18 protein-coding genes are annotated in these 17520 nt (G+C 37.1%); 17 read left to right on the top strand and 1 reads right to left on the bottom strand.

The window, feature by feature from the left end:
• The first annotated feature begins 153 nt into the window (after positions 1-153).
• Entirely contained in the window at positions 154-1512 is a 1359-nt protein-coding gene (glpT, locus tag KM149_RS03755; protein WP_182364347.1) for a glycerol-3-phosphate transporter, read from the top strand.
• Positions 1513-1599: 87 nt separating this feature from the next.
• Here glpT and KM149_RS03760 read toward each other — a convergent pair whose 3' ends face one another.
• A complete protein-coding gene (locus tag KM149_RS03760) occupies positions 1600-2124 on the bottom strand; it encodes a DUF2529 family protein (RefSeq protein WP_050330365.1) in 525 nt (174 codons plus the stop codon).
• A 359-nt stretch (positions 2125-2483) separates the two neighbouring features.
• Between KM149_RS03760 and fdaB the strand changes: the two genes are divergently transcribed.
• The 16 genes from fdaB to KM149_RS03840 all read left to right on the top strand — a co-directional run bounded on the left by fdaB (position 2484) and on the right by KM149_RS03840 (position 17515).
• Positions 2484-3356, top strand: a complete 873-nt coding sequence (gene fdaB, locus KM149_RS03765) for a class IIb fructose-bisphosphate aldolase FdaB (RefSeq protein WP_050330366.1) — start codon at positions 2484-2486, stop codon at positions 3354-3356.
• Between the two features lie 335 nt (positions 3357-3691).
• Positions 3692-4957 carry a UDP-N-acetylglucosamine 1-carboxyvinyltransferase gene (locus KM149_RS03770; protein ID WP_165545850.1) on the top strand — a complete coding sequence of 422 codons (1266 nt, stop codon included), beginning with the start codon at positions 3692-3694 and terminating at the stop codon, positions 4955-4957.
• Positions 4958-5004: 47 nt separating this feature from the next.
• A complete protein-coding gene (locus KM149_RS03775) occupies positions 5005-5334 on the top strand; it encodes a winged helix-turn-helix transcriptional regulator (RefSeq protein WP_050330370.1) in 330 nt (109 codons plus the stop codon).
• 141 nt (positions 5335-5475) lie between these two features.
• Positions 5476-6909, top strand: a complete 1434-nt coding sequence (locus tag KM149_RS03780) for an aldehyde dehydrogenase family protein (protein WP_241415528.1) — start codon at positions 5476-5478, stop codon at positions 6907-6909.
• A gap of 223 nt (positions 6910-7132) precedes the next feature.
• The gene (gene rho / locus KM149_RS03785; RefSeq protein ID WP_050345349.1) at positions 7133-8446 is read left to right on the top strand and encodes a transcription termination factor Rho; all 1314 of its coding nucleotides are present in this window, start codon (positions 7133-7135) and stop codon (positions 8444-8446) included.
• A 121-nt stretch (positions 8447-8567) separates the two neighbouring features.
• On the top strand, positions 8568-8822 hold the full coding sequence (locus tag KM149_RS03790) for a type B 50S ribosomal protein L31 (RefSeq protein ID WP_016426439.1): 255 nt from the start codon (positions 8568-8570) through the stop codon (positions 8820-8822).
• Between the two features lie 328 nt (positions 8823-9150).
• Positions 9151-9753, top strand: a complete 603-nt coding sequence (locus KM149_RS03795) for a thymidine kinase (protein ID WP_165545849.1) — start codon at positions 9151-9153, stop codon at positions 9751-9753.
• Positions 9753-10829 (top strand): peptide chain release factor 1, encoded by a 1077-nt coding sequence (gene prfA, locus KM149_RS03800; protein ID WP_050330376.1) that lies wholly within the window; start codon positions 9753-9755, stop codon positions 10827-10829. Before KM149_RS03795 ends, prfA begins: the two co-directional genes overlap by 1 nt.
• On the top strand, positions 10819-11661 hold the full coding sequence (gene prmC, locus KM149_RS03805) for a peptide chain release factor N(5)-glutamine methyltransferase (protein WP_050345352.1): 843 nt from the start codon (positions 10819-10821) through the stop codon (positions 11659-11661). Before prfA ends, prmC begins: the two co-directional genes overlap by 11 nt.
• A gap of 125 nt (positions 11662-11786) precedes the next feature.
• Complete coding sequence (locus KM149_RS03810) at positions 11787-12836, top strand: L-threonylcarbamoyladenylate synthase (RefSeq protein WP_241415529.1); 1050 nt, start codon at positions 11787-11789, stop codon at positions 12834-12836.
• Entirely contained in the window at positions 12833-13258 is a 426-nt protein-coding gene (locus KM149_RS03815) for a low molecular weight protein arginine phosphatase (protein WP_241415530.1), read from the top strand. The genes KM149_RS03810 and KM149_RS03815 overlap by 4 nt, the downstream gene beginning before the upstream one ends.
• A gap of 119 nt (positions 13259-13377) precedes the next feature.
• Positions 13378-13905 carry a TIGR01440 family protein gene (locus KM149_RS03820; RefSeq protein WP_103356675.1) on the top strand — a complete coding sequence of 176 codons (528 nt, stop codon included), beginning with the start codon at positions 13378-13380 and terminating at the stop codon, positions 13903-13905.
• A 20-nt stretch (positions 13906-13925) separates the two neighbouring features.
• Complete coding sequence (gene glyA / locus KM149_RS03825; protein WP_165545844.1) at positions 13926-15164, top strand: serine hydroxymethyltransferase; 1239 nt, start codon at positions 13926-13928, stop codon at positions 15162-15164.
• Between the two features lie 33 nt (positions 15165-15197).
• Positions 15198-15827 carry a uracil phosphoribosyltransferase gene (gene upp, locus KM149_RS03830; protein WP_016426447.1) on the top strand — a complete coding sequence of 210 codons (630 nt, stop codon included), beginning with the start codon at positions 15198-15200 and terminating at the stop codon, positions 15825-15827.
• Between the two features lie 22 nt (positions 15828-15849).
• A complete protein-coding gene (gene wecB, locus KM149_RS03835) occupies positions 15850-16986 on the top strand; it encodes a non-hydrolyzing UDP-N-acetylglucosamine 2-epimerase (protein WP_241415531.1) in 1137 nt (378 codons plus the stop codon).
• 163 nt (positions 16987-17149) lie between these two features.
• Positions 17150-17515, top strand: a complete 366-nt coding sequence (locus KM149_RS03840; protein WP_060829590.1) for an ATP synthase subunit I — start codon at positions 17150-17152, stop codon at positions 17513-17515.
• Positions 17516-17520: the final 5 nt, after the last annotated feature.

Consider the following 17520-nt stretch of genomic DNA (forward strand, 5'->3'; position numbering starts at 1 on the left):
TGATTTTAATGTCCTACACTTTTTTTATAGGGGTTAAAGCGCATGGATGGAAAGCGATTACAATATTGTCACATCATGCAAAAATAGGTTTGACAAAAGTTATGTTTGTTAATAAAATTAACAAAATATTAATAAAATCAAGGGGGTTCGGTTATGTTTCGATTTCTAAAGCCACCTGCACACGTCAAACCGATTGCTAGTGATCAGCAGGATGATACATATCGTAAAATGAGACGGCAAGTTTTTTTAGGGATATTTATCGGTTATGCAGGCTATTATTTATTACGTAAAAACTTTTCTATTGCGATGCCTTATTTATCTGAAATGGGGTTTACAAAAGCAGAGTTAGGGTTTGCTTTGTCTGCTATCTCTATTGCATATGGGATTAGTAAATTTGTTATGGGAACTGTCAGTGATCGTAGTAACGCACGTACATTTTTAACATTAGGATTATTATTGACTGCTATTGTTAACTTATTGATGGGTTTTATTCCTGCTTTGACCTCTAGTGTCACTATGATGTTTTTGATGTTATTTTTAAATGGTTGGTTTCAAGGTATGGGTTGGCCACCATCAGGACGTGTGCTTGTCCACTGGTTTAGTGTGAGCGAAAGGGGAAGTAAGACCGCCATATGGAATGTCGCGCACAATGTGGGTGGTGGATTGATGGCGCCAATCGCCTTGCTGGGTATATATTTAACCGGAACGTTGAGTTTTGGTTATTTAAAAGGCTTTGAAGGTGCCTTTATTTATCCAGCTATATTAGCCATTATCATTGCGTTGATAGCTTATTTACTTATTCGAGATACACCACAATCTGTAGGTCTGCCACCGATAGAAGCGTATCGAGATGACTATCCTACACATCAAAAAGAGACTTTTGAAACAGAACTCACGACAAAAGAAATTTTGTTTAAATATGTCTTAAATAATAAGTGGGTTTGGATTATTGCAGTTGCGAATATCTTTGTCTACTTTGTCCGTTATGGCGTGTTAGACTGGGCGCCTTTATATTTAAGTGAAGTGAAGCACTTCGATATGAAAGGGTCAGGATGGGCTTATTTCTTATATGAATGGGCAGGTATTCCGGGGACTTTAATTTGTGGATGGCTTTCAGATAAAGTGTTTAAAGGGCGTCGAGGTCCAGCAGGTTTTATCTTTATGATTGGTGTCACTATCGCTGTGGTTGTATATTGGTTAAACCCACCTGGGAATCCGCTTGTTGACAACTTGGCACTTGTCACGATTGGATTTCTTATATACGGCCCTGTCATGTTAATTGGTTTACAAGCGTTAGATTATGTACCGAAAAAAGCAGCTGGAACTGCAGCAGGTCTGACAGGCTTATTTGGCTATTTAGGCGGTGCGGTAATGGCTAATATTGTGATGGGGGCTGTTGTTGATCATCTTGGTTGGAGCGCAGGCTTTATTTTACTCACAATCATCAGTATTCTAGCGATGATTAGCTTTATATTTACATGGAATAAGCGTGGTCAAGAAGTCGTACATTAATCGACTTCATTAAAAAATGAGATGCACAGTTTATTGACAAAGGAATTATCATACAACTTTGTTCAATCGCTGTCATCTCATTTTTATTTAAGCTAAGTCTAAATCACGAATCATCTCAATCATTTGTGTATATATTTCATAATATACATAGTTAAGTGCCATAAGGTGAGGTGTTACGACTTTATCATAATCTTCCGTATATACGATCGGGCGTGGTGTAGAAAGATTGATAAAGTGCATCATTTGATCTGGTAAATCTTGATTTTTAGGTTTATTGGTGATGACAACAACGTCGCGGTCATTTTTCAATAATCGAGCTAAGTCACTTGCCATTTCTTCACTATATTCTGCACCAAAGAGTAAGACGCGATCTGTTGAATCAAGCTGGTCAAAAGTGGCATCGTCTTCTAATGGTAAACTTGAATGTAACTTTTCAAAACTGTTTAATATGTATGTCTCGAAACATTTCAAATCGCCATACCCCTTAATGTAAACATGTCCTTCACCGCCAATAGCTTGAATAAGACTTTGAGCCGCCATTTGAATATCAAGTGCTTGGTCATCTAAACGGTTAAAAACACCAGTTAATTGTGTTGTCAGCATTTTTGACATTATGATAGTCCTCCTTAGTGGATATATCTTGCGTGTGCATTTTAGTGCAAATCTTTATTATACATTTTCATTTAATAAAATCATTTGCCCATTTCATAATATTTTCATCTGCCTTTTCATTTTATAATAATCCGTTGTTGTCGTTCAAATATCTTTGCCGCGTATAAGAGGTGAATGTTTATGTTGAATTTTTATGGTCGGGAGGTACCTCAAATCAAGTGATGATAATGGATGCGTTTACATTTGAAATTACGATATTTTTCACAAATTTAACCTGATTTGACGATGCATTCAAGGTTGGGTTTTGCTATACTGTAGTTATAAATAAACGTGCGAATTGCACGCAAGGAGGAACTTTCATGCCTTTAGTTTCAATGAAAGAAATGTTAATCGATGCAAAAGAAAATGGTTATGCAGTTGGGCAATATAACCTTAACAACTTGGAATTTACACAAGCTATCTTACAAGCTTCACAAGAAGAAAATGCACCTGTTATTCTTGGTGTTTCAGAAGGTGCAGCAAGATATATGGGTGGTTTTTACACAGTTGTCAAAATGGTTGAGGGACTATTACATGACTACCAAATCACAATTCCAGTGGCTATTCACTTAGACCATGGTTCAAGTTTTGATAAATGTAAAGAAGCCATTGATGCTGGTTTTACTTCAGTTATGATTGATGCTTCTCATGAATCATATGAAGATAACGTAGCAATCACTTCTAAAGTAGTTGAATATGCACATGAACGTGGAGTTTCTGTTGAAGCTGAATTAGGTACTGTAGGTGGCCAAGAAGATGACGTTGTAGCTGATGGCGTGATTTATGCAGATCCGATCGAATGTCAAAACTTAGTAAAAGCGACTGGTATTGACGCATTAGCACCTGCATTAGGCTCAGTTCACGGACCTTACAAAGGTGAACCTAACTTAGGCTTTAAAGAAATGGAAGAAATTGGTGTATCTACCGGTTTACCGTTAGTTTTACATGGAGGTACGGGTATTCCTACACATGATATTAAAAAGGCGATTTCATTTGGAACAGCTAAAATTAATGTGAATACTGAAAACCAAATTGCTTCAGCGAAACGTGTTCGCGAAGTATTAGATCAAGATAAAGAAGTGTACGATCCACGTAAATACTTAGGACCTGCACGTGAAGCAATTAAAGAAACAGTTATTGGTAAAATTAGAGAATTTGGTACTTCAAACAAAGCAGAGAACATTAAAGGGTAATTCATTGTAAATGTCCTTTTATGAGTAGAATTAGAGTGACTATTTGAGGTAAGGCTGAGGCCGCCCCTCGAAATACGAAGTCGTACCATACGAAGTTTTATCATAAAATCGAAGCGCTAAGGTGATTTTCATGAAATATCATCTTAGCGCTATTTATTTTGGGATTTATCCTCCAACCTCGTCTTTTTAGTTTGTATTTTATCAATTTTCTTTTCAGCGTTCGAAAAAAGGTGAAAAATTGATACTTCATTTTGCAAATTGAAAAAATTTACATTATAATGCTTTTGATGCAATTTTTATCGATAAATAGAGTAAGGGAAAAGGAGTTCAATGACATGGCACAAGAGGTAATTAAAATAAGAGGTGGTCAAACTTTAAAGGGGCGTGTAGAAATTAATGGTGCAAAAAATAGCGCTGTAGCGATTATTCCTGCAACAATTATGGCTGAAGCACCTGTAACACTAGAAGGTTTGCCAAAAATCTCTGACGTAGAAACTTTAGTGAGTTTATTGGAAGATTTGAATATTAAAACAGAACTTAATGGTACAACGTTGTCAGTCGATCCTACTCAAATTCAAAATGCACCTTTGCCAAATAACAAAGTGGAATCTTTACGCGCTTCCTACTATATGATGGGCGCTTTGTTAGGACGCTTTAAAAAGTGTGTCATTGGCTTACCGGGTGGCTGTCCATTAGGGCCTAGACCTATCGATCAACATATTAAAGGTTTTAAAGCATTGGGTGCGACAATTGATGAGTCGAGCTTGACGTCTATGAAAATCGAAGCAGATCGTCTTGTAGGTGCTAATATATATCTAGATATTGTCAGTGTAGGCGCAACAATTAATATCATGCTCGCTGCTACACGTGCTGAAGGACAAACAATCATTGAAAATGCAGCAAAAGAACCAGAAGTCGTTGATGTGGCTAATTTCTTAAACAGTTTAGGTGCTAAAATTTCAGGCGCTGGTACAAGTACCATTAAAATTTTAGGCGTTCCGCATTTACATGGAAGTCGACATTCTATCATCCCTGATCGAATCGAAGCCGGTACATATATGTGTATTGCTGCTGCTTGTGGCGAAGAGGTCATGATTGATAATATCATTCCAAAACATATGGAGCCTTTAACTGTTAAGTTAAAAGAATTAGGTGTTAAAATAGAAACAGGAGATGATTATGTCATTGTAAAATCGTCTCAACCTTACCAAAGTGTCGACATTAAAACGCTGGTATACCCAGGGTTTGCCACTGATTTACAACAACCGATTACACCGCTTCTGTTTTTAGCGAACGGACCAAGTTTTGTAACGGAAACAATATACCCAGAACGTTTTAAACATGTAAAAGAATTACAAAAAATGAATGGATTGATAACAGCTGATCGAGGTACAGCAACGATAAAACCGTCGCAATTAACAGGTGCAGAAGTTTATGCTAGTGATTTACGTGCAGGCGCATGTCTTATTGTGGCCGGTTTATTTGCAAATGATGTAACAACGATTTATAATGTTACTCACATTTACCGCGGATATACAGATATTGTCAAAACACTTAAAAATTTAGGTGCCGATATTTGGACTGAGCAAATAGAAGCTTAACTGAGCGTGAAATGTTATCACAAATTCAAAGATTCGAGGTGATAGCTATGGAAGTATGTCCATATTTAGAAGAGACGTTTAAAATATTGGGGCGTAGTTGGAATGGATTAATTTTGCATTACCTATCTACCTGCGATGAGCATAAAGCACACTTTTCCGAAATGAAGCGAGATTTAAGCCCAATTACGAATAGGGCATTATCTTTGAAAATGGCAGAGTTGTGTCAAGCACAACTTATATATAAAGATGTGATTTCAGAAACACCACCATCAGTTTGTTATCATTTAACTGAAAAAGGTGCAGCACTGGCTCAAGCGTTAGAACCCCTTGAAACGTGGGCGCATGACTATATAGAACTGAATGAAAGTGCACAATAAAACAACTTAAATAATATAAAAGAATGAGACAAAATGGATGCAATTCTATAATGTCTTGTTCTTTTGTGTTTTTTAAGTATGTTTAAATAATGTAATTCGTGGAAATACAACAGATATGATAATGATAAGGAGTGTTTGTTCATGAGAGATCAAACGAAACAATATATAAACGGTGAATGGGTTGAAAGTCATAGTGGTGAAACTATAGATGTGATTAACCCAGCAACTGAAGAAGTGTTTGGACGTATTGCGAAAGGTGACAAAGAAGATGTTGATCGCGCTGTCCAAGCTGCACATGATGTATATTTATCATTCCGTCATACTTCAGTAAAAGAACGTCAAGAATTATTAGCACGTATCGTGGAAGAATATAAAAATAGAAAAGAAGATATAATTGAAGCCATTACTTTAGAATTGGGTTCACCAGTATCAAAATCTGATAAAGTGCACTATGAAGCAGGATTAAATCACTTCCAAGCTGCACATGATGCTTTAAATGATTTCCAATTTGAAGAACGCCGTGGCGATGATTTAGTTGTTAAAGAAGCCATTGGTGTTGCAGGACTAGTAACCCCTTGGAACTTCCCAACAAACCAAACATCACTTAAACTTGCTGCTGCATTTGCTGCGGGTAGCCCAGTGGTGTTAAAACCTTCTGAATTAACACCATTCGCTGCTATTATTTTAGCAGAAATTTTTGATAAAGCTGGCGTACCTAAAGGCGTATTCAACCTTGTTAACGGTGATGGAGAAGGTGTAGGAACTCCGTTGAGTCAGCACCCTGATGTACGTATGATGTCATTTACAGGTTCTGGTGGTACAGGTTCTAAAATTATGGAACAAGCAAGTAAAGACTTTAAAAAAGTTTCACTTGAACTTGGAGGTAAATCACCCTATATTATTTTAGATAATGCAGATATTAAAGAAGCTGCACAAGCTGCTGTGAAAAAGGTCGTTAATAATACGGGACAAGTATGTACTGCAGGTACACGTACAATTATACCTGAAAGCATAAAAGATCAATTTTTAGCACAAGTTAAAGAAGAAATTGCAAAAGTTAAAGTTGGCGACCCACAAAATGTTGACACTGAAGTGGGGCCAATTGTAAGTGAAAAACAATACAATCAAGTTCAAGACTATATTCAAAAAGGGATTGATGAAGGTGCCGAACTATTATATGGTGGCACTGGCAAACCTGAAGGATTAGATCAAGGTTATTTTGCAAAACCAACTATATTTGCAAATGTTGATAACAAAATGACAATTGCCCAAGAAGAAATTTTTGGTCCAGTTATGTCTGTAATCACTTATAAAGATTTAGACGATGCGATTAAAATTGCAAATGACACAAAATATGGTCTTGCAGGCTATGTTTTTGGTAAAGACAAAGATAAATTAAAACAAGTTGCACGTTCTATTGAAGCGGGTACTGTTGAAATTAATGAATCTGGACGTAAACCAAACCTACCATTTGGTGGCTATAAACAATCAGGTTTAGGTCGTGAATGGGGAGACTATGGTGTTGAAGAATTTTTAGAAGTTAAAGCGATTGCAGGTTATTATAAAGGCGAATAACCCACTTAAATGTAGTTTGTCACTGTTCTGCTGAAAACAGATCAAAGTGGCAAACTACTTTTTCTTATTAAGATAATCAGCGAAACCCTTTTGAATAGTCGAAAATTGAAATTTTGTATTAGGTTTTTGTTGATATTTTGTCATAATGAATAATATTTGATATAGTATTTCTTGATCGTATGCACATGCGGTTAAAGAATTTAATATGAAATGAGTGTTTAACATGTCAAGGGAAAGAACATCTCCACAATATGAATCTTTTCATGAATTATATAAGAATAATACAACGAAAGCCCTCACAGAAAAGGCGAAATCTCTTAAACTTGTTAACTATAGTAAATTAAACAAAAAAGAACTTGTACTTGCTATAATGGAAGCCCAAATGGAGCAAGATGGCAATTATTATATGGAAGGAATCCTTGACGATATACAGCAGGATGGCTATGGATTCTTAAGAACAGTCAACTTTTCGAAAGGCGAAAAGGATATCTATATATCTGCTAGTCAAATCAGGCGCTTCGAAATCAAGTTAGGCGATAAAGTAACAGGAAAAGTTCGAAAGCCAAAAGAAAATGAAAAATATTATGGATTACTTCAAGTAGACTTCGTTAATGACCACAATGCAGAAGAAGTCAAAAAACGTCCTCACTTCCAAGCACTTACACCTTTATACCCAGATGAACGAATTCGATTAGAAACTGAACCTCAAAATTATTCAACACGCGTGATGGATTTAATCACACCTATTGGTTTAGGTCAACGCGGCTTGATTGTTGCGCCACCTAAAGCCGGGAAAACCTCTTTACTTAAAGAAATCGCAAACGCGATTGTTACAAATAAACCCAACGCTAAATTATTTATTTTACTCATAGGGGAACGTCCTGAAGAAGTGACAGATATAGAACGCTCTGTTGATGAAGCGGAAGTTGTTCATTCTACTTTTGATGAACACCCAAAACATCATGTCAAAGTAGCAGAACTTTTATTAGAACGTGCTAAACGTCTAGTAGAAATTGGAGAAGACGTTATTATATTAATGGATTCTATTACAAGATTAGCGCGTGCTTATAACCTTGTTGTGCCACCGAGCGGCAGAACTTTATCTGGCGGTCTAGATCCTGCTTCCTTACATGGTCCAAAAACATTTTTCGGTGCAGCGAGAAATATTGAAGCTGGGGGTAGCTTAACAATTTTAGCGACTGCACTGATTGATACAGGCTCACGCATGGATGATATGATTTACGAAGAATTTAAAGGAACAGGTAATATGGAATTGCACTTAGACAGAAAACTATCTGAGCGACGTATTTTTCCTGCGATTGATATTTCAAGAAGTTCTACTCGAAAAGAAGAATTATTACTCCCTAAAAGTGAATTAGATAGCTTATGGCAATTGAGAAATATGTTCTCAAGTGCACCTGACTTTACAGAGCGCTTTATTCGAAAATTGAAGCGGACAAAAACGAACGAAGAATTTTTTGAAGTGCTACAAAAAAGTGCAGCTGAAAGTACAAAAACGGGTAAGCCTATTATTTAAGTCGAATAATTAAAAAGTAGGGTTGCATTTTCGTGATACGCCATTTATAATGTTTAAGTATTGGGTAAAAACTCACAAATAACTCTGTTCCAGATGGTTCAGGGCAAAGGAGCTGAAAATTATGAAACAAGGCATTCATCCAGAATACCGTAAAGTCATCTTTTTAGATACAACAACTGATTACAAGTTTTTAAGCGGTTCTACTAAATTTTCAAATGAAACAATGAAATGGGAAGATGGAAATGAATACCCAGTTATTCGTTTAGACATTTCATCTGATTCACATCCTTTCTACACAGGACGCCAAAAGTTTGCTGCTGCAGACGGTCGTGTGGAACGTTTCAACAAAAAATTTGGTCTCAAATCAAACAACTAATGCAATATTCAAGCATTCTCTTAGACGAGAATGCTTTTTTATTCGTTAAGGTTTCTTTGTGACACCATTTTGATACATAATGATGAGCATGTGCGAACAATTGTAGCAGTGATACATAAAAATTTTTAAAGTTCGATTAATACGGGATGAAAAGGTCACCTATTATATTTTTAGGTTTTTAATTTATAAATACATAGCTGTAGCACTTATGGTTTAACTTGTTCAGTCACTTAAATTTAAGTACAGAATCGATTACAATTTAAGCAAACGGATATTTCATTTTATGATATAATGAAGTGATTTTGTTTTGGAAAAGGTGGAAAGAACGATGTATGAAGCGTACCATTCAGGTTGGATAGAATGTATTACCGGAAGTATGTTTAGTGGTAAGTCGGAAGAACTGATAAGACGATTACGCAGAGGTGTTTACGCCAAGCAAAAAGTTATCGTTTTTAAACCGGCCATTGACGACCGCTATCATAAAGAAAAAGTGGTATCACATAATGGTAATGAGATAGAAGCGATTAATATTTCTAAAGCAAATGAAATATGGCATTATAATTTAAAAGATGTAGACATCATCGGTATTGATGAAATTCAATTTTTTGATCAAGAAATTGTAGAGATTGCAGAAAAACTTGCAGAAAAAGGTTATAGAGTAATTACAGCAGGACTTGATATGGATTTTAGAGGTGAGCCATTTCATCCTGTTCCTGAAATGCTTGCTGTAAGTGAACATATTACAAAATTACAAGCAGTATGTGCCGTATGTGGCGCTTCATCAAGTCGGACACAGCGATTAATTGATGGTAAGCCTGCAAAAGTGGACGATCCGATTATTTTGGTTGGCGCAGACGAACGTTACGAACCGCGTTGTCGTGCGCATCATGTTGTATTACCGAGCGAAGATACTAAGGAGGGACAAGAATAATGTTTGATCAATTAGATATCGTTGAAGAACGTTATGAGCAACTGAACGAATTGCTAAGTGACCCAGAAGTGGTCAGCGATTCAGATTTATTGCGCAAATATTCAAAGGAACAATCAGAACTACATAAAACTGTAGAAGTCTACCGTCATTACAAACAAGTGAAGGAAGATATTCAAGAAATTGAATTGATGCTTTCAGAAACAGACGATAGTGATGAAGTGGCTATGTTAAAAGAAGAAGCTGCAGACTTAAAAGCAGAAGTCCCAGAACTTGAAGAAAAACTCAAATTTTTATTAATTCCGAAAGATCCTAATGACGAGAAAGATGTTATTGTCGAAGTACGTGCGGCGGCTGGTGGCGATGAAGCAGCCATCTTTGCAGGTGACTTATTCCGGATGTACTCTAAATTTGCTGAAGCGCACAATTTTAAAACAGAAATTGTGGAAGCAACTGAAAGTGATCACGGTGGATACAAAGAGATAAGTTTTTCCGTTTCTGGTGATGGCGCCTACAGTAAATTGAAATATGAAAATGGTGCGCACCGTGTTCAACGTGTTCCTGAAACAGAATCAGGCGGACGAATTCATACATCAACAGCAACCGTTGCTGTACTGCCAGAAGTAGAAGATGTAGAAATAGAAATACGCAATGAAGATTTGAAAATCGATACGTATCGTTCAAGTGGTGCAGGTGGACAACACGTCAATACTACTGACTCAGCCGTACGTATTACACACTTACCAACGGGTGTAATTGCGACATCTTCTGAAAAATCACAAATTCAAAACCGTGAAAAAGCTATGAAAGTTTTAAAAGCACGTCTCTATGATATGAAAGTTCAAGAGGAACAGCAGAAATACGCAGCGCAAAGAAAGTCAGCTGTTGGGACAGGGGACCGTTCTGAGCGTATTCGAACATATAATTATCCTCAAAGCCGTGTGACAGACCATCGAATTGGTTTAACGTTACAAAAGTTAGATCAAATCATGGAAGGGAAATTAGACGAAGTTGTCGATGCATTAACAATGCATGAACAAACAGAAAAGTTGAAAGAGCTTAATTCTGGTGAACTATAATCAGTGGATAAAAAACGCTAAACAGAAAATGTCAGCACAAGGCTATGAAGAAAATGCTGTCGAATGGCTCGTGATGGACATGTGTCAATGGTCTCGGACTCAAATGATTTTGAATGAGAAAGACGTTTTATCGCAAGATAGATTGAAGCAACTTGAGCAAGGTTTGTCATTATTATTAAAAGGAATGCCTGTTCAATATGTTGTGGAGCAAGCGCATTTTTATGGACGTATTTTTAAAGTCAATCCTAATGTATTAATTCCAAGACCTGAAACAGAAGAAGTAGTGCATTACTTTTTGAATCAAATTAGACCGACCATGACGGTTGCCGATGTGGGTGTAGGTAGTGGTATTATTGCAGTGACTTTAAAAGCAGAAATAAATGATTTAACTGTCTATGGTAGTGATATTTCCAAGTCTGCCTTATCTGTTGCTCAAAACAATGCGAAAAAGCATAACTGTGAGATTCATTTTATGGAAGGCGATGCACTTAAACCGTACATTGAACAAGGTATTCAATTGGAAGGTTTAATTTCAAATCCACCTTATATTAGTAAAGAAGAAGTGAATGTGATGGGAAAAGATGTACTAGAATTTGAACCTCATTTAGCACTTTTTGCTGAGGAACAAGGCTATCAAGTTTATAAAGCACTGATTCGCGATTTACCTGCTGTCATGTGTGACGGTGCACCTGTTGTGTTTGAAATCGGATATCAACAAGGGGAATTTCTAACCCAACTGATGCAAACGTGGTTTCCTCACATTAAAACGCAAGTGATTGACGACATTAACGGTCAACCACGTATCTTTACATTTAACTGGCATAAGATTTAAAATTTTATATTTCATCTAAATAAAAGGGGTGAGGCATAGAAATCCATCATCGAGGTATGGATTTCAGTCTTACACCTTTTTTAATTTGTAGTAAAATATGAGGAAAGGAGAGGTGGCTTTCAATGATGGAAACCAAAATATGGGATGTCCGTAACTATACAACGTGTTTAAACACATATCCCGAGTTAGATGCAATTATTGAGACTTATCGACGAGGAGGGCTTGTTGTTTTACCAACTGAAACTGTTTATGGTTTAGGCGGAAATGCAAGAGACGATGAAGCTGTTCGTAAAATATATGAAGCAAAGGGGCGCCCATCTGATAATCCATTAATCGTGCATATCTATGATACGGATCAACTTGATGATTTTGTATCGTCTATATCTGATGCTACAAAAAGGTTAATGGAAGCGTTTTGGCCAGGTCCTATTACTTTTATTTTGCCTTTGAAAAAAGGTTATTTATGTAAACGTGTGACGGGAGGCTTGGATTCTGTAGCTGTTCGCATGCCGAGTCATCCAGTAGCAAGGGCGCTGTTGGAAGCTGTTGACTTACCTATCGCTGCACCAAGTGCAAATCTTAGTGGTCGTCCGTCACCGACAACGTTTGAACATGCATATGAAGACTTGAATCACCGGGTTGATGGTATCATTCAATCCACTCAGAGTGACGCCGGATTAGAAAGTACGGTACTGGATTGTACTTCTTTTCCATTTCGTATTGCGCGTCCTGGAACGATTACGAGAAGCATGTTGAATGAAGTCATGCCTTTAGCGATTGATGAACATCAAATAACAGCAACAGAGAAACCAATTGCGCCGGGGATGAAATACAAGCATTACGCGCCGAATACACCGCTGAAGATCATCCAGCAAATTAATGCACCGATTAGAAAAGAAGCGCACGAAGATTGGTCAAAAATTGCTTTTATAGTACCTAAAAATAAAATTCCTTTTTTACCAAAAGAAGCAAAAGTTTTAGTCATCAGTGAAGATGAAAATGATATAAAAGGTGCGAACCACCATCTTTATAGTATTTTACATCAATTAGATCAAATGCCATCCATTGAACTTGCTTATATTTTTGGTTATGAAGATAATTTTGAAACGGAAGCATTAAGAAATCGTATGTTAAAAGCAGCAAATCAACAAGTGATAAAGGATGAAACACTATGAAAATTGTTTTTGTTTGTACAGGTAATACGTGCAGAAGTCCAATGGCAGAGGGAATCGCTAAAAAGCTAATGCCAGAAGTAGAGGTTGTTTCTAGAGGATTGATGGCGCAACAAGGTGCTCCGATAGCTCAGCATAGTCAACAACTCATAGAACGTCACGGATTTGATGTTCATGGTGAAGCAAAGCGCTTTACCGACGAAGATACAAAAGCAGATTTAATTTTAACGATGACACCAGAACATGAAAGCATCATTCGCTCAATGTATGGGAGTCACGTTAACGTGGCGACATTGAGTGAATATGTAGGAGAAAATCAAGCCGTTGATGATCCTTTTAGTTCAGGCTATGAAACTTATGAAAAAACCTTTGATCAGCTTTGGGATCTCATACAAAAGTTAAAAGATAAATTAATGGCAGAATAATTAAGTAATCAGTATAAGTTGAAGAAAAAATAAGTTATAATAAGGGGCGTATAGCATGTTTTTACAGTTCTTTAATTATTGTTTTTTCGCTCATACGTATACTTTAAGGGGGTTACAATATGAAGGCATTAAATCAATTATTAGAAGAACTTCAGGCCCAATCGTTTTTTAAAAAAGGTGAAGTTTGTGTCATCGGTTGTTCAACATCAGAGGTTCAAGGTGATCGGATTGGGACGACAGGTTCTTTAGAAGTTGCTGAGACCATTTTTAATTCTCTTGTTAAAGTTCAGCAAGAAACAGGTGTCGCTTTTGCATTTCAGGGTTGTGAACATATTAATCGTGCAATCACAATTGAAAAAAAGGACTTTGATCCTTACCTGATGACTGAAGTTTCTGTCGTACCGGACACGCATGCAGGGGGCTCGTTGTCCACATATGCTTATCGTCATATGGATGAACCGATTGTCGTTGAATATATTAAAGCAGATTCAGGCATTGATATTGGTCAAACTTTAATCGGAATGCATCTTAAACACGTGGCAGTCCCTGTTCGTACATCAGTGAAGCAAATTGGTGAAGCTATCGTGACCGTGGCTAAAACAAGACCCAAAAAAATCGGAGGCGAACGTGCTAAATATCAACTATAAAAGAAAAGAGGGAATTGTCTATGTCATTTATTGCAAAACAAGATAAGTCTGTATTTGAGATTATTCAAAAAGAGTTTAATCGTCAAAACAGTAATATTGAATTAATTGCATCAGAAAACTTTGTATCTGAAGCAGTAATGGAAGCTCAAGGTTCAGTCATGACGAACAAATATGCTGAGGGGTATCCTGGACGTCGTTATTATGGTGGCTGTGTTTTTGTTGACCAAACTGAACAACTTGCTATTGATAGAGCGAAAGCGCTTTTCAATGCTGAACATGTTAATGTACAACCGCATTCAGGTTCACAAGCGAACATGGCAGTCTATCTTGTCGCACTAGAGCACGGAGATACAGTGCTAGGTATGAATTTAAGTCATGGTGGACATTTAACACATGGCGCACCTGTTAATTTTAGTGGTAAATTTTACAATTTCGTAGAGTACGGTGTCACTAAAGATGAAGAACATATCGATTATGAAGAAGTGCGCAAATTGGCAAAAGAACATCAACCTAAGCTGATTGTAGCAGGTGCTTCAGCATATTCACGTGCAATTGATTTCAAAAAGTTTAAAGAAATTGCGGATGAAGTCGGTGCCAAACTAATGGTAGATATGGCGCATATCGCAGGACTTGTAGCTGCTGGCTTACACCAAAACCCTGTTGAATATGCAGACTTCGTAACGACAACAACACATAAAACATTGCGTGGCCCTCGTGGTGGTATGATTTTATGTAAAGAAGAATATAAAAAAGATATTGATAAAACAATTTTCCCTGGTATCCAAGGTGGACCATTAGAGCACGTCATTGCAGGTAAAGCTGTTGCATTTGGTGAAGCGTTACAACCAGAATTTAAAACGTACCAAAAACAAGTCATTAAAAATGCACAAACACTTGCACAAACATTACAAGATAACGGCTTTAGAATTGTATCTGGTGGCACTGACAATCATTTAATCTCTGTAGACGTTAAAGGTTCAGTTGGTATCACAGGTAAAGTTGCAGAAGAAGCACTTGATGAAATCGGTATTACTTGTAATAAAAACACAATCCCGTTTGATCAAGAAAAACCATTTGTTACTAGCGGTATCCGTTTAGGTACACCAGCAGCAACAACACGTGGTTTTGATGAAAAAGCATTTGAAGAAGTTGGACTTATTATTAGTGATGTGCTTAAAAATCATGAAAATCAAAAAGTTTTAGAAGAAGCAAAAAAACGCGTAAAAACTTTGACAGAGCAATTCCCTTTATATCAATAAACAGATTAATTTATAACAAACGGAGGCAATAAAATGGGTAAAGTACATGTTTTTGATCACCCTTTAATTCAACATAAACTGAGCTATATCCGCGATGTGAATACAGGTACCAAAGCATTTCGAGAATTAGTTGATGAAGTTGGTATGCTGATGGCATATGAGGTAACACGTGATTTGGAACTTCAAGAAGTTGAAATCGAAACGCCTGTAACTACTGCAGTTGCTAAGCGTTTATCAGGAAAAAAACTTGCATTTGTTCCAATTTTGCGCGCAGGATTAGGTATGACGACTGGTATTTTAAATTTAGTGCCGGCTGCTCGTATTGGGCATGTGGGACTTTATAGAGATCCTGAAACACTCAAAGCTGTCGAATACTTTGTGAAATTGCCACAGGATATTGAAGAGCGAGAAATTATCGTTGTTGACCCAATGCTTGCAACAGGTGCTTCAGCAATCGAAGCAATTAATTCATTGAAAAAGCGTGGTGCAAAGCACATTCGTTTCATGTGTCTTATTGCTGCCCCTGAAGGCGTTGAAAAACTCCAAGCAGCACATGAAGATGTGGATATCTTTATTGCCGCACTCGATGAAAAACTAGATGAAAATGCATATATCATTCCAGGTCTCGGTGATGCAGGAGACCGCCTATTCGGTACAAAATAATTCATAATAAGGAGCTTTTGTAATGAAAAGGATTATGACGATTTTTGGTACTAGGCCAGAAGCCATCAAAATGGCACCTCTTGTTTTGCAGCTTAAAAAAGATGAACAACTCGAACCGATAGTCGTTGTCACAGCCCAACATCGTGAAATGCTAGATTCTGTGTTGGATACTTTTGGCATCGAACCAGATTACGATTTAAATGTCATGAAGCAAGGGCAAACATTATCAGAAGTGACGTCACGTGTACTTACAGGTTTAGAAAGTGTCATTAAGCAAGCCAAACCGGATATGATTTTGGTTCATGGTGATACGACGACAACGTTTGCGGGCAGTCTCGCTGCTTTTTATAACGAAATCAGTATTGGCCATGTTGAAGCGGGATTACGAACTTGGAATAAGTACTCTCCATTTCCTGAAGAGATGAATCGTCAAATGACAGGCGTCATGGCAGATATTCATTTTGCACCTACTGAACAAGCAGCGCAAAATCTTTTGAATGAAAAGAAAGATCCCAATAAAGTTGTTGTTACTGGGAATACGGCAATTGATGCTATGCATACAACAGTTGACGATCAATATCATTCTGAAATCATTCAACGGCACCAAGGTAAACGCATCATACTGCTAACAGCACATCGTCGAGAAAACATAGGGACACCTATGGAAAATACCTTTAAGGCAGTTAGACGAATCGTGGAAGAAGTAGAAGATGCAGTTATCGTCTATCCAATGCATAAAAACCCAAAAGTTCGTGAAATCGCTTATCGACATTTAAATGATCACGAGCGTATTGAATTAATTGAGCCGCTTGAAGTGGTAGATTTTCATAATTTCGCGCATCAAGCACATTTTATTTTAACGGATTCCGGTGGTGTTCAAGAGGAAGCACCGTCATTAGGAAAACCTGTACTCGTTTTAAGAGACACGACTGAACGACCTGAAGGGGTTGAAGCGGGGACACTTAAACTTGTAGGTACCGAAGAAAATGATGTGTATGAAGCAACAAGAGCATTATTAACAGATGAATCACTTTATCAAGCAATGAGTATCGCTCAAAATCCATATGGTGACGGTCAAGCCTCAAAACGTATTTGTGAGAACATTAAATATATGTATGGCTTGATCGAAGAAAAACCAGAAGGCTTTAAAGTGAAGTGATCAAATATGGGGGTCAAATGTGTCAAAATTGTGACAATTTAGAGTACAAAATCGAAGCCTTTTCACTGTGCAATTGACACGCTTTTCCCCCTATATTATCATGAAAGTTGTATGTGTGGAACGGTTTTCAAAATTGTGTCTTTAGGCAGAAATGAGGCTCAATATGAATCGTTTTTCTAAAATGTTTCAGCCGTTTTTAACATATTACTCTACGATTTTAGTAGGGCTTCTAATCCTATATGTTTTCAAGATCCAACCACCAATTGTACTTGGGCTCATCGTAGGAATAATTGCATCCTTTGCGAATACATGTATTTTTGAATACTATTTAGAGCGATCAAAGAAAACCAATGTTGGTCACATTTCAACTGGAAGTGGTTGGCGATTTTTAATCGCAATTTTAGCATGTACTGGATGGGTATTCTTTCAAGCACAAATACATATTCTTGGCGTCTTGATAGGGTTGATGGTTTCATATGTGTTAATGGTTTTTCGTCCTTTTATTAAGAGCGAAAAAGACGAATTATAATTTGA

It is taken from the genome of Staphylococcus coagulans, assembly GCF_022557135.1.
GTDB lineage: Bacteria > Bacillota > Bacilli > Staphylococcales > Staphylococcaceae > Staphylococcus > Staphylococcus coagulans.